Annotated in this window: 11 protein-coding genes and 2 pseudogenes; 4 read left to right on the top strand and 9 right to left on the bottom strand. The window is 68.7% G+C overall.

Annotated elements, in window-relative coordinates; genetic code table 11:
• Positions 1-22 precede the first annotated feature (22 nt).
• The 3 genes and pseudogenes from J7E88_RS10960 to J7E88_RS10950 all read right to left on the bottom strand — a co-directional run bounded on the left by J7E88_RS10960 (position 23) and on the right by J7E88_RS10950 (position 2,793).
• Positions 23-544, bottom strand: a complete 522-nt coding sequence (locus tag J7E88_RS10960) for a hypothetical protein (RefSeq protein WP_215179633.1) — start codon at positions 542-544, stop codon at positions 23-25.
• A 71-nt stretch (positions 545-615) separates the two neighbouring features.
• Positions 616-1,341 carry a GntR family transcriptional regulator gene (locus tag J7E88_RS10955; protein ID WP_215179632.1) on the bottom strand — a complete coding sequence of 242 codons (726 nt, stop codon included), beginning with the start codon at positions 1,339-1,341 and terminating at the stop codon, positions 616-618.
• Positions 1,342-1,472: 131 nt separating this feature from the next.
• Positions 1,473-2,793: pseudogene (locus J7E88_RS10950) on the bottom strand (aminopeptidase P family protein).
• 232 nt (positions 2,794-3,025) lie between these two features.
• Here J7E88_RS10950 and J7E88_RS37380 point away from each other — a divergent pair.
• Positions 3,026-3,140: pseudogene (locus J7E88_RS37380) on the top strand (ATP-binding cassette domain-containing protein); the annotation flags it as partial.
• 252 nt (positions 3,141-3,392) lie between these two features.
• A complete protein-coding gene (locus J7E88_RS10940; protein ID WP_215180133.1) occupies positions 3,393-5,756 on the top strand; it encodes a collagenase in 2,364 nt (787 codons plus the stop codon).
• A gap of 272 nt (positions 5,757-6,028) precedes the next feature.
• Here J7E88_RS10940 and J7E88_RS10935 read toward each other — a convergent pair whose 3' ends face one another.
• From J7E88_RS10935 to J7E88_RS10925, 3 genes are all read right to left on the bottom strand, one after another.
• Complete coding sequence (locus tag J7E88_RS10935) at positions 6,029-6,511, bottom strand: hypothetical protein (RefSeq protein ID WP_215179631.1); 483 nt, start codon at positions 6,509-6,511, stop codon at positions 6,029-6,031.
• Positions 6,512-6,800: 289 nt separating this feature from the next.
• Positions 6,801-7,325, bottom strand: a complete 525-nt coding sequence (locus J7E88_RS10930) for an aspartate carbamoyltransferase (RefSeq protein WP_251022439.1) — start codon at positions 7,323-7,325, stop codon at positions 6,801-6,803.
• Positions 7,318-7,761, bottom strand: a complete 444-nt coding sequence (locus tag J7E88_RS10925) for a MarR family winged helix-turn-helix transcriptional regulator (protein ID WP_215179630.1) — start codon at positions 7,759-7,761, stop codon at positions 7,318-7,320. Before J7E88_RS10925 ends, J7E88_RS10930 begins: the two co-directional genes overlap by 8 nt.
• Positions 7,762-8,069: 308 nt before the next feature.
• Here J7E88_RS10925 and J7E88_RS10920 point away from each other — a divergent pair, with 308 nt between their 5' ends.
• Positions 8,070-8,723, top strand: coding sequence for a hypothetical protein (locus J7E88_RS10920; RefSeq protein WP_215179629.1), 654 nt, complete (start codon positions 8,070-8,072; stop codon positions 8,721-8,723).
• Between the two features lie 245 nt (positions 8,724-8,968).
• Entirely contained in the window at positions 8,969-9,409 is a 441-nt protein-coding gene (locus J7E88_RS10915; protein WP_215179628.1) for a GNAT family N-acetyltransferase, read from the top strand.
• A gap of 306 nt (positions 9,410-9,715) precedes the next feature.
• Here J7E88_RS10915 and J7E88_RS10910 read toward each other — a convergent pair whose 3' ends face one another.
• The 3 genes from J7E88_RS10910 to J7E88_RS10900 all read right to left on the bottom strand — a co-directional run bounded on the left by J7E88_RS10910 (position 9,716) and on the right by J7E88_RS10900 (position 13,407).
• Positions 9,716-10,117 carry a hypothetical protein gene (locus J7E88_RS10910; protein ID WP_215179627.1) on the bottom strand — a complete coding sequence of 134 codons (402 nt, stop codon included), beginning with the start codon at positions 10,115-10,117 and terminating at the stop codon, positions 9,716-9,718.
• A gap of 268 nt (positions 10,118-10,385) precedes the next feature.
• On the bottom strand, positions 10,386-11,795 hold the full coding sequence (gene zwf / locus J7E88_RS10905; protein ID WP_215179625.1) for a glucose-6-phosphate dehydrogenase: 1,410 nt from the start codon (positions 11,793-11,795) through the stop codon (positions 10,386-10,388).
• Positions 11,796-11,832: 37 nt separating this feature from the next.
• Positions 11,833-13,407 carry a GMC oxidoreductase gene (locus J7E88_RS10900; RefSeq protein WP_215179623.1) on the bottom strand — a complete coding sequence of 525 codons (1,575 nt, stop codon included), beginning with the start codon at positions 13,405-13,407 and terminating at the stop codon, positions 11,833-11,835.
• Positions 13,408-13,423: the final 16 nt, after the last annotated feature.

Here is a 13,423-nt window from a genome sequence, read left to right as displayed (position 1 = left end):
TGGTGCGGGGCCTTCAGAGGGGTTAGTCACCGGCTGCGACGAGCAGAGTGAGTGTGGCTGCGGAACGGTCGACAAGGACCAGCTCGTGGTAATCCATGTGGATGGGGCCATAGTCGTGGAACGCGTCTTCGGGGAGCTGTCCCAGCACGTATCGGCTGGTCGCTGTGCGGATCGGGGTGTAGACCTCCTGCCGCAGGCGTGATTGGAGTTGCTCTGGAACGTCGCCGTGCCGGCCGGCCCACGAGTGGATGGTGTCGGCCGCGGTTGCGTCGTCGACTGCCCTGTAGGTGTCAGGGGTGATGCGGTCAAGCCACCATTGACCGTGCCGAGGCCAGTCTTGAACGCCGGCTCCGTCGTACGTGTCCCGAAACTGAGGGTCTGCGATCAAGGCGGCCAGCACGCTTCGGTCGTCCAGCGCCTCGGACGCCAGCTGGAAACGCTTGGCGTTGACCCAGCGGTAGCCATGGGAGCCCTCGCCGAAGTCGAAGTCTCGGAAGTTGATGAAGGGACTGTCCAGGTGGACGAGGGCGGGCGCTGGTTCCATGGTGGTCATCGTAGATCTCGACGCTACTCACCCCCTTCGGTGATCTGCGTCGGACTGACCGGCGACTGCACTCATCGGGCCGTGCCCAGCTTCCTCCTGGGGCCGCGCGCGGCGGGCTGCCGCTCCTTCTCCTGCGCGCCCTCGGCCCAGAGCGATCGCACATGCCCGAGGTGGCGGGCCATGCACTTCTCGGCGTCTTTCGCGTCACCCGCCACCATCAGGTCGAGCAGTTCGACGTGCTCCTCGGCGGACGGGATCAGCTGGTCGCGCTCGTCCAGGGCGGTCAGCCCGTACAGCCGCGAGCGCTTGCGCAGATCGCCGACCGTCTCGACGAGCCGGTCGTTGCCGGCGAGCGCGAGCAGGGAGAGATGGAACTGCCGGTCGGCCTCGAGATAGCCGATGAGGTCGTGCCTGTGCGCGGCGCGCACGATGTCCTCCGCCACCGGCCGCAGCGCCTCCAGGTCCTCGACTGAGGCGCTGCGGGTGATCCGGCCGACCATGGGGACCTCGATCAGGACGCGGATCTCGGAATACTGGTCGAGATCGCGTTCGTTGACCTCCGTGACACGGAAGCCCTTGTTACGGACGGGCTCGACGAGGCCCTCTCGTGCCAGGTCGAGCATTGCCTCGCGCACCGGTGTCGCGGAGATCCCGAAGTCCTCGGCCAGGCCGGGCGCCGAGTAGACCTCCCCGGGGCGCAGCTCGCCGGAGATGAGCGCGGCGCGCAGGGCGTGGGCGACCTGGTCCCGCAGCCGCTCCCTGGCGGTGATGAGGTTGCGCTGCTTCAGGTGGCCCATGGTGGTGGTGTTCCTTTCGCCCTGTGCCCTCGTGGCCGAGAGGACCACCAGCGTACGATGTCACGTTGTTTTCGCAGGTGACTACGGGTGGGGCCATACCCTCCAGGGCCCCTCGCGAACACGGGCTTGGATCAGTGCCCTTCGGTCAGCGCCCCCATCCACGCCTCGATCGCGTCGGGGGTGCGCGGCAGTGCTCCCGACATCAGCCGTGCCCCCTCGGCCGTGATGACCAGGTCGTCCTCGACGCGCACGCCGATACCGCGCAGTTCGACAGGGAGCGTCTCGTCGTCGGGCTGGAGGTAGAGGCCGGGCTCGACCGTCAGCACCTGCCCCTGCTCCAGCACCCCGTCGAGATAGGCCTCCGCCCGCGCCTGCGCGCAGTCGTGGACGTCGAGCCCGAGCATGTGGCCGCTGCTGCACAGCGTGTAGCGCCGATGGAAGTCGCCCTCGGGGCTCTTGAGGACTCCCCACTCCGTGAGCCCTTCCGCGATCACCCGCATCGCGGCGCGGTGGAAGTCGCGGAACCGTGCCCCCGGCCTGAGCGCGGCGATGCCCGCGTCCTGGGCGGCGAGCACGAGTTCACAGACCTGCCGCTGCACGGGCGAGAACCGCCCGGAGAGCGGGAGGGTGCGCGTGATGTCCGCCGTGTACAGGCTGTCCGTCTCCACGCCGGCGTCCAGGAGCAGCAACTGCCGTGCGTCCGGGGGGCCGTCGTTGCGTATCCAGTGCAGGACGCAGGCGTGGGCCCCGGCCGCGGCGATGGTCTCGTAGCCGGTGCCATTGCCCTCCGCGCGCGCATGCAGTCCGAAGACGCCCTCGATCCAGCGCTCGCCGCGCGGATGGGCGAGGGCTCGCGGCAGGGAACGCACGACGTCCTCGAAGCCCGCGGCGGTGTGGTCCACGGCGAGCTGGAGCTGCTCCACCTCCCAGGCGTCCTTCACGAGCCTCAATTCGCTCAAAACCGAGGCGAGTTCGGCGTCGGTCGAGGCGTCGCGCCCCGGCGGCAGCGTTCCCCGCGCATCCAGACCGTCGCAGCGGATCCCCGTCATCAGCTCGGCCTCGGCCAGGTCGGGACGCTGCCCGACCCAGAACTCGCCGTAGCGGCGGTCCCGGTAGAAGCCGGCGTCGGTGCGCGGCGACCGCGGCCGGACGCCCGGCCTGCTCCTCCCCGGTCAGGCCGGTGAGCCAGGCGTACGCGCTGTGCGGCCGAAAGTGGTGGTCACAGTCGTTGGAGCGGACCCTCAACTCTCCGGCAGGGATGATCAGCCGCTCGCCGGGGAAGCGGGCCGACAGTCTGCCGCGACGTGCGGCGGTGAAGCCGGCGACGGGCAGCCGGATGTCGCCGGGCAGCGGGGAGGCCGCCCAGCCGCCCGCCATGAACTCCTCGAACTCCGCGGAGGGCGGCAGGTCGTGACTGACCGTTCGGTGGGTGCCGGCCACGGGTTCCTTCATTGCGTCCTCCTCGATTTCGCGCACGCCTCTTGTGTAGTGCAATTTCACATTACTATGTTACCGGTCACATCTCATCGCCCTGGTTCGGACTGTTCGTGGAGTGACCGCTGATGAACGAGCGCACACCTGCACCGCCGCTCTGGTGGCGACCCTCACCTTCCCCCTCGGCGCGGCCGGCTGCTCCGGCGACACGCGTTCCACGAGCGGCAGGGGCCGCAGCGTGAACACCGGCCGTTTTCCGCACGAGTTCTCCGGCGGCCAGGTCCAGCGCATCTGCATCGCCCGTGCGCTGGGCCACAAGCCCACGCCTGATCGTCGCGGACGAACCGGTCTCGGCGCTCCGCGTCCGAGGCGCCGGAGCGCAGGCCCCGCGGCGCCGGGCCAGGTCCGTCGGGTGGCCTGCCACTGCCCCGAGCCCCTCTGAAGGGGCACGTCCGCAATCCATGGTGCACAGGTCTTTACTGTGCCATTTCACATTACTACGTTACGCATCACATGTTGCATCAGTTCAACTGCCGTCTCCACCAAGGCAGTTGGAGTCCGAGGTGCCTTCCCATCGCACAGCGCAACCTCTTGCCACCTCCCACACAGGAGCCAATGTGTTCCAGTCCAGACAGTCACTCCGACCGCCGCGCCCCGTCGCGCGCGGATCCCTGCGCGCGGTCCTGATCACCGTGACGGCTCTCGCGCTCGGCGTGACGGCCGTCCAGCCCGCCTCTGCGGCCGAGCCCGCTCCCACGGCTCCCGCCGCGCCTTCGGCGATACGGTCGGCCTCCCAGCCGAACCCCACCGACAGGGTCGACCGCCTCGCCGAGGCCCCGGAGCGCGCTGCCCGTACGCTCCCGACACCGGGCGGCCTCACCGGCGGCCGTGTTCCAGGACCTCGTACCCCCGCACAGAAGGGCAAGGCCGATACGGGCACGGCAAACGTGCCCTGCACGCTCGACGGCGTCACGGGCCTTGCCCCAGGGGAGTTCGCGGACTTCCTCGCCGACCCCGCCGTCACCGCCGACGGCTGTCTGCGGTCGATCCTGTGGACCTGGGATCAGCGCCTCGTCCCCGTCATGTCGGACGCGCACGTCCAGGCCGTCTCCCGCCGCATCGCCGGCCTCGCCGCATCCCACGACGGCAGGAACGGCAGCCACCTGCTGGAGATGTTCACGTATCTCCACGCCGTCGCGTACCACGACTTCTCGCGCGACGAGATCGACATCACCGACGCGCCGACCCTCACCACCATGCGACGTGCCGTCGCCCGCTTCGGCTCGGCGAATCGCACCTTCGATGCCACCCGCAGCAACGCCGAGACCCTGCGCGAAGCGCTCTACGCGGCCTCGGCACCTGGTCTGCGCCAGTACCAACTCGCGCTGGTCAAAAGGGTGCTGGCCACCATGGACGCCCGGCACCCCGACACCGCCCAGGACACCTCATGGGCCGGCGCCGCCCTCGCCGCGCTCAGCCTGAACTACCTCGGCGTCTATCCCGGCAACCAGGACACCGCCTTCCATGCCGCGGCGAAGGCTTCCCCGTCCTACCGGGCCGCCTTCAAAACCTTCGCCCGCCACACGCACCTCAAGGACAGGCCCAACGCCTGGGTCGTGCGTGACGCGCTGAGCGAGTACGGCCGCTTCGGCCAGATCGACGGGCTCCGCAACACGACCGTCTCCGACCTGGGCGCCCTCCTTGGCGTCACGGCACGCACATTCGGTGACAGCAGCGAGCCCTGGGCCAAGGTCGCCACCTGGCTGGGTGTGTACGAGGCCTGCGCCCCCTACCGCGTGTGCAAGTCCGACATCGAGAAGCGCCTCTTCCCTTACACCTACGTCTACGGCGTCGACGGCATCGACCGCATCAGGGTCCGCACCGGCCTCGACCGGGCCACCGTCGACCAGCTGTACTACGCGAGCAAGCAGGTCAAGGCGCAGTTCCATCGCGTGGTCGGCAGTGACGAGCCCCTCGCGGGCGACCCCAACTCAACCCTGAACATCGTCCTGTACTCCTCCCGCAAGCAGTACGAGATCTTCCACCCGCTGCTGACCGGCATGGGCACCGACAACGGCGGCATCTACATCGAGAACGGCGCGACCTTCTACACGTACCAGCGCCGAGTCCCGCAGGACTCCTCGCTCACCCTGGAGGAGCTGTTCCGCCACGAGTACGGGCACTACCTCAACGGCCGGTGGGCGGTGCCCGGCTTCTTCGGCGAGGGCCCCTGGTACCAGGGCGATCGCACCACGGCCATGGACGAGGGCACGGCGGAGTTCTTCGCCGGCGCCAGCCGCAGTGACGGCGTCAAGGTCCGCAAGTCGCTCGTCCAGGGCGTCATCGACGACACGGCGAACGGCGGACCGCGGATGACCGTGGACCAATTGCTGCACGCCACGTACGACGGCGACGGCTTCCGCTTCTACGACTACGCGGGCACGTTCTTCGAGTTCCTGTGGACGCAGCACCCCTCACTGCTGCGGGAGATGTACCGCAGCCTGCGCGCCGACGACCCGGCCGCGTTCGACGCCTGGCGCGACCGGCTCGGCAAGGATATGGGCCTGCAGAGCGCGTACGACGCCTTCCTCGACGCGCAGATCGCCCATGTCGACGACCTGTTCGTGCCGAACACCGGCTACGTTCCCGTGGACCAGCTCCGCAACGACTCCGCCGACGGAGTCCGCGCTTCCTTCGTCGCGACGACCGGCAGCATCCCCGCATGCCAAGGCAGCGGCACGGCCGAGCGGCCCCGGTTCGTCTGCACCGGCCGCATCACCGCGAACCTGACCGACGCAGGCGACGCCGACCTCGTCTTCAAGGACATGTCCGAGACGGTCGACTACTTCCTCCTCGACCGCGCCGCGGGCGGCGACAACAACCTGACGGACATGAACTGCTCGTTCGACGACGTGGACATCTGGTCCGACCGACGCGCGGGCACCTCGGACTACCTCTGCGAGGGCCCCCTCCGCAGCTGACACACCACGCGGCACCTCACGCGAGACCGCCTGCGACACCAACGCGCGCCACCGCCCCACACGGTGGCGCGCGTTGGCTCTTCATGCCGAGCGCCGCCCGGATGCAGCCGGGCCGCCAGTCTCTCGAAGGAACTCCGGTGCCGCCCAGCGCCCCGGCGAGCACTGCGGATCGTCCCGCCGACCTTTCGGCGAACTCGCCGCCCGCCACCAGGCCGGACTGCAGCTCGGCTCGCTCATCCTGTGGCTCCGCGAACCCGTGCTGTGAATGCGTCTCAGTGGCCGCGTGGCTTGACGGCGAGCACAGTCGGTGGGATCCCCAGCGCCTCCAGCCGGGACACGAGTTCTGCCTTCTGTTCCTCTGTGACGGCAATCCACAGGGACGTTCCCGAGTCACTGGCGCTGAAGACCAACCGGTCCCCTCGCCAGCCTTCAGCATTGATCGTGTACGGGGCCAGGTCCGACAGCACCTCGAACTGTCTGTCGTCGCGGACGTCGATGTCTATCCCCATCCCGGTATCGGCGCCGGGGGAGCGAGTGCCGGCCGAGACCTCCTCGCGTGCCAGGGACAACGCACGCTCGTATGCGTGCAGCACCGCAGGTGGCCAGGCATCGTCGCTGTAGGCGTCGAGGTGAGCCACGCCGATGTCCGAACGCAGCACCCGAAGCGCCTCACGATGAACAAGCGCGACATCCGCGGCACTCGATCCGTCCATGAGCACGAGTTCGCAGCGCGGGCCGCCATCCTGATTGGTCACATGCATGAATATCCCACGACGTGTCCGCTTGTCCGACCCGCGTCCATGCAGGAAGGCCGCAGGACTCGGCCTTTGTCGGACACGGCCTGGGCGGACCGCTTCGGCTTGCGCCCAGCGGGCGCAGCCGAGGCTCAGCTGCTTCCGTGATCATCGAGGGTGAGTAGTTGCGGTACAGGAAGTGCCGCTGAGATTGATCACGGTCGGCCGGCACTCCGGGGCCTGGTTCCGCTGAGGTTCCAGGAAACCCCCGCCGGGCAGCTCTCGGGACTGGTTACGGTCCCTCGCCGGTTCAATGGCCGGACTCGGCGTGCGCGCCGTGGTCACCGAGCTGGGCTTCGAACCAGTCGTGCAGGGCGTCGACCAAAGCGGAATCCTCCGTGGTGTAGGTCAGCGTGGCCCCGTTCGCCCGGTCGTCGTAGTGCACCTCGATACGGTCGTACCCCTCACGCAGTTCGGCGAGGCCGGGCATGCCGGCGCCATGGATCCGGGCGGGGTCGGCGAAGTCGCCCCGGCTGAACGCCCCGGCTTCCTTGCGCAGGTGAGTGCGTATCAGGGCGATCTGCTCGGTATCGCCGCGCTGGTCGACCACGACGTGTTGGGTGCCACCCCTGGTCGTGGGGATGAAGCGGTGGGTGGTCTGCTCAAGGTCGAAGGGCATCACGGTTTTGCCTCGCTCTGCCACCAGCTTCCGTCGTTCGGCCTGGCCCTCGCCTGGATCCTGCCGTGAGCCGCTGGTCAGTAGGGCGACAGCCGTCACCGCGCCGGCGACGACCACGCCCACGCCCGCCAACAGGGCCCGGCCCTTGCTATTCATCCAGCGCCTCCACCATCACATCGAGGGCGTGCAGTACGCCCGCTCTTTCGTGGGCCGGGATCGAATCGAGCAGCCGGGAGAACCGCTCCCGTCGTGCATCGACCAGGTTCTGCGCCGCTCGCCGTCCCGCAGGGGTGAGCCGCAGTACGACGCCGCGCCCGTCGTCGAGGGCCGGGGCGCGTTCCACCCAGTCACGGGCGGACAGCTGTCTGACCAGCCGGCTCACGGTGCTCTTTTGCAGCCGCAGTCGACGGGTGAGTTCGACCTGCCGCAGTTCGCCTTCCTGTGCCAGCTCGCTCAGGGCATGCGCCTCGGAGACCGGGATCGGCCGGCCACAAGGAGTCGTTTCCGGCTGGTGCAGCCCGAAGGCGCGGACGAAGCTCCCCAGAGCGTCCTGGAGAACGACCGGGTCATCAGCCCTGCGATCGCTCGACATGGTTCGACCGTACAACCAAAAGGTTCGATGGTGCAACCAGTTTTGAGGTGCCGGCATCCGGTCATCGGCTCTCATCCGCTGGTTTGGTGCGCGCTGTCCAGGGTGCTGCGCAATCGGACGCGATCAGACCTCGTTCGGGTGAGGCAGTGCCGCGTGTCCTGAGACAGCGGCTGCATCTGGTGATCCTCACCTACGTAGGTCGGTGACATCGAGAGGGCTGGGGTCTGCTGATGAGTCCGCATATCCACGTTGGCAAAGGGGCGGATGAAGCCGACTCGCGGAGGCTGCTGACGATCGCCGGCGGGCTCATGCTTGGGGGCTTCGTACTCAACGTCATCCTGACCGCCGTGCTTCATCCCTCGGGAGAGGAGAACGACCATACGGCGATCTTCACCGAGTACGCGGACAGCAGCGCCTGGGTCGCCGTTCATCTTGGTCAGTTCATCGGCGTCCTGGTGACGCTGAGCGGCCTCCTCGTGCTGTACCGCGTCCTGCGCGGTGCCGACGGGCCTTGCCTGGTCGCGCAGCTAGCGGCAGCGGCAACTGTTGCGACTGCCGCGATCTGGGCTGTTCTGCAGGGGCTGGACGGCGTGGGACTGAAGCAGGCCGTCGACTCATGGTTCAGCGCGTCGGGCACGGAGAAGGCGATCCGCTTTGCCAACGCCGAGACCGTGCGCTGGCTGGAATGGGGATTCCAGAGCTACTTCCGCATCATGCTCGGACTGACCCTCGCGCTCTTCGGGGCCGCGATTCTCGCCAGTCGCCGCATCGCCGGCTGGCTGGGCTGGACCGCTCTTGTCGCAGGTGTGTGCTCTGTGATCTTCGGAGTCGACGTGGGCTACAGCGGTCTGGCCAGTGGGCTCCAGGACGTCCTCGGCCTCCTCATGTTCATCCTCGTCCTGGTCTTCGCCCTCGGAGTGCTCGTCGCCGGAGTGCGCGAGCGCGGCCGTCACAACGGCTGAGCAGTGGCCATCACGCCCCCGCCATCCGTGCGCGGGTGCGGCGCACCTCCACCTTGCCTCCGGTAGAGCGACCGGGTCCGGTGGACCGGAAGGGGTGCCACACGATCTGGCAGGACATCGCCTGGAGGCGGCTGCGCAGCGCCGTGGTGTGCACCGGCTGACCGGCCGGCGCTGCGTACGTACGGGTGCCAGACCGCCTGGACCTGCACCAGGTCGTAGGGGAAGGCTCGTTCCAGGCTCTGGGCATGAAGATCACGGTGCGGTCAGCAGCTGAGGCAGACCTGCCAGAGCTGCTGACCCTCTACAGCGAGCTGAACCCGGACGACGCGCCCTTGCCCGAGTCATCTGCAGATGACATCTGGGCAGCCATGCCGAGGCAGCAGGGACGGACCGTCCTCGTCGCCCACGCTGACGGCACCATGGCCGGAACGGCGGACTGCATCGTCATGCCGAACCTCACCCGCGGCGGTCGAGCCATCCTGTTCGTGGAGAACGTCGTGGTGTCCGACTCCTTCCAGCGGCGTGGCATCGGACGCCAACTGATGGAGGCCGTCGTGCAGCTGGGCGAGTCGGCCGGCTGTTACAAGGTGCAGCTGTTGTCAGCGGACGACGCGTACGTCCACACCTTCTACGAAGCGTGCGGCTTCAAAGCCCTGGCACAGGGCTTCCGCCGCTACATCCCATAGACCGCCCCGCCTGGGTGGTCGGGGGCGATCACCCGTTGTACGGGCACGGGGACGGTTGAGAATCTCGTGCTGGGGCCGGCGTGCGCGTTTTCTTCGCGCCAGTGCCGCACAAGGCAACGTTCGCCACTGTTGGCAGCGCGGGGCTGTCACGACAGACGGCTCCACATGGAGTTGATCGCGCGGGGGCGGGACGCTGATGTGTATGCCCTGGATGGATCACGGTGAAGCTGAACACGTCGCTCAGCAGGCCGCACCGTCGCACGCTTGATCCGCGCGAAGGGCGCCTTCTGATATCGACCGTGGTGGTTAAGCCTTCGGCGCGTCGGCGAGCTTGTCCAGTTCGCGCATGGCCTCGGCGTGGGCGCTCATCCGGCGCGCCACGCTGCCGCTCGTGAAGAGCGCCACACCGGCGGCCGTTACGGGCAGGGACAGCCCGAGCACGGCCAGGGCCTCGGGCCAGTCGCGTTCGTTCTGGCACCAATCGTGTCTGTACAGACCCTCGTTGGCCGTGCCGCGCTCCGTGAACAACCGTGATTCGCATTGTTCGGGGTAGCGGTCGTCAGGCTTCCTGTCGACCTCGTACGGTGTGAGGAGCAACAGGAAACACCATGTCCACAAGAGCGCCGCCAAGGACAACAGACCCATGCCCCAGGCCCGTATTCGACTGGCCCGGTTGCGGAAGTCGAGGTCGTACTCACGTGATCGCATGGCGACCGAATCTAGCAGTGTGCCTGGTCAGCCCAAGGCGGCGGTGCCGGCGGCAGGAGTTCCCGCTCGGTTCGGGGCTGCACCGCTGCAACACTCGACGCCGTCACTCCCGGCTCGGGCAGCGCAGCCCGATCGCCTACGAGAACGCCGGAAACGCGACATCAACTACCGGCTGACACAGCCGCATGACCGTGTCCAGCGGTCGGGGTCACGCCGCCGGGCGCTGGCGCGATCGGCAGCCAAGGGCCGCGCGTCGCCCAGCGCGCCCTCACGCCGCGCGGGACGGGCCGGCCTCGGGTGGCCGGGGGTCGTGCCAGTGTTCGCCGGGCCGCAGCACCGTCTCGGCCTCCTTCGGGCCCCAGGTGGCCTGTTCGTACGGATGCGGGGCACCCTCCGCGCCGTCGAGCACCGGGTCGACGACGCTCCACGCGGCCTCGACGGTGTCCTGCCGGGCGAACAACCAGCGTTGCCCTTCCAGCGCCGCGCCGATGAGCCGGTCATAGGGGCGCATGTCCTGGGCGGCGCTTTCGTGGAAGGTGAGCGCGTCGATCTGAGGCTGGGCGCCTGGGCCCGGCTTCTTGCCCACCATGGCCCATGTCATGGCCGTATCGGGCCGCAACCGGACGCGCAGGTGGTTGGAACCGAGAGCGGGGCCCAGCCCGAACGTGTCGCACGGCGGGCGCCGGAACGTCACGAGGATCTCCGTGGCCGTCACCGGCAGCTTCTTCCCCGCCCGGATGTACACGGGCACGCCGGACCAGCGCCACGAGTCCACCGCGAACCGCGCCGCCACGAACGTCTCGGTGCGGGACCCCGCGGCCACGCCCTCGACGTCGTCGTACCCGTCGTACTGGCCGAACACAGTGTCGTGCGGGTCGAGCGGCTGGAGGGCCTTGATGACACGTGCCCGCGAGTCCTGCCAGTTGGCGAGGCCCGGCCCCTCCGGCGGGTCCGCGGCCACGGTGGCGAGCACCTGCAGCAGATGGTTCTGCAGTACGTCCCGCACTGCTCCGGTGCGGTCGTAGAAGCGGCCCCGGTCGTCCACGCCGAACGCCTCGGCCATCGTGATCTGGATGCTCTCGACGTAAGTGCGGTTCAGCAGTGGCTCGAGAACGGAGTTCGCGAAACGGACGAACATGAGGTTCTCGATCTGCTCCAGCCCGAGCCAGTGGTCCACGCGGAAGACCGAGTCCTCGGGGAACACCTCGTGGACGGTCGCGTTGAGCTCGCAAGCGCTGCGCAGGTCCGTCCCGAAGGGCTTCTCGATCATCACTCGGGCCCCTTCGGCATGCCCGGTGGTCGCGATGCCCTGGGCGATGCGCCCGAACAGCGCCGGAGGGACCTCCAGGTAGAAGAGCGCGCGTCGGGAGTCGCGGAGTTCGCCGGCCAGGGTGTCGTACGTCGCCGGGTCGGTGAGGTCGCCGTCGATGTAGCGCAGCGCGTCGAGAACCCGGCCGGCCGGGGCACCGGCCGGGTCGATGCCGTTGTTGCGGAATGAGGCTGTCGCGTAGTCCCGGAACTGATCCAGTCCCCAGCCGCTCTTCGCCACACCGATCACGGGCACGTCGAGCAGCCCCCGCCCCGCGAGTCCGGCGAGCGCCGGGAACGTCTCCAGTTTGGCGAGGTCTCCAGTGGCGCCGAAGATGACGAGGGCGTCGACGCTGTCCGTTGTTGCCATGGTCTCTCCCGTGCGGTGGGGCTTGGGGGGTCCGGGCTCATCCGAGCCGTTGGACGAGGTGGTCGCCGACACGCAGGGCGTTGGCCATCACCGTCAGGGATGGGTTGACCGCGCCGATGCTCGGGAGGAATCCGGCGTCGACGACGTACAGGTTGTCCAGGTCGTGGGCACGGCAGTTGACGTCCAGGGCGGAGGAGTCCGGATCGTCCCCGAAGCGGACGGTGCCCGCCTGGTGGGCCGTGGCGCCGATCGGCATGTCCTTGTGCAGGTAGACCATGTGGGGAAGCAGGCGGTGGGGGTGCATGCCCAGGTCCTCCAGCATGCCCGCCAACTTGTGGCGAAGGCGTCGCAGGCCTTCCGTGTTGGTGTCCCTGAGCGCCAGGCGCACATTGCCGTCCGGGCCCACGGTGACCCGGTTGTCGGGGTCGGGCAGGTCCTCTCCGCAGAGCCAGAAGTCCACCGAGTGGTGGGCCAGGACCTCCAGGGGCATGTCCGGGGGTGAGACGCCCGCCCAGTGCGGGGCGTCGGCGCGGATCTGCTCCGCGTCGGACTTGCCGAGCATCTGGATCCCGCCCAGCGGGTAGTCCCAGTCGTCCGCGCCGTGGTACCAGTCGTTCACGGCCAGGGTCTTCTGGAAGCGCGTGGGATTGGGTTCCCGCGACACCGCCATGAGCGCCTCGTTGTTGTGCCGGAGGTAGTGTCTGCCCACCACGTCCGAGCTGTTGGCGAGGCCGCGGGGGTGGTGCGCGGAGGCCGACTTCAGGAGCAGGACCGCGGAGTTCACCGCGCCGCAGGCAACGGCGAACACGTCCGCCCGGAAGCGGGCGGTCGTGCCGTCCTCCAGGGTGGTCACCGCTTCGGTGACGGTCCGGCCGGTGGGATCCGTCTCCAGCCGGTCGACCCTGGCATGCGTGAGCAGCGAGACGTTCCCGTGTCGCAGGGCCGGGGTGACGCAGACGATCTCGGCGTCCGACTTGGCGAGCAGGAGGCAGGGGAAGCCGTCGACCCGGTCACACCGCACGCACGCGCTGTCACGGGTGGGGACTCCGTCGGGTCCCTCGGTGAGGTCGACGCCGATCGGTAGGGGGAAGGGGTGCAGTCCCAGCCCGCCGAGCCGGTCGGCGAGTTGCTGGATCCGGGGCTCGTGAGTCACCGGCGGATGCGGGTACGGAAGGCTCGCCGGACCTTCGGTGGGGTCCGTGCCGTGCTGTCCGTGCACCCGGTAGAGCTGTTCCGCCTGGGAGTAGTAGGGCTCCAGGTCGGTGTAGTCCAGCGGCCAGCCGGGCGACAGCCCGCCGTGGTGTCGTATCTCGTGGAAGTCCTCGGGTCGCAGCCGGAACAGGGCCGCGCCGTAGAACTTGGTGTTGCCGCCGACGTAGTAGTTGACCTCGGGCGGGAAGGGCCGGCCCTCATGGTCGTACCAGATGTCGTCGGCGCGGTAGCGAGACTCGACGAACACGGCACGGGACTGCCAGTTCTCACGCTCCCTCGGCAGGTAGCCGCCCCGTTCGATGATGAGGACCCGCTTGCCCGATGGGGCGAGGCGGTGGGCGAGCGTGCCGCCCCCGGCACCGCTGCCGACGATGACGACGTCGTAGTGCTGATCGTCCACTGGACCCTCCGTGGCG

The organism is Streptomyces sp. ISL-10, from assembly GCF_018614575.1.
Classification (GTDB): Bacteria; Actinomycetota; Actinomycetes; order Streptomycetales; family Streptomycetaceae; genus Streptomyces.
This window is presented reverse-complemented; position numbering and strand designations above follow the sequence as displayed.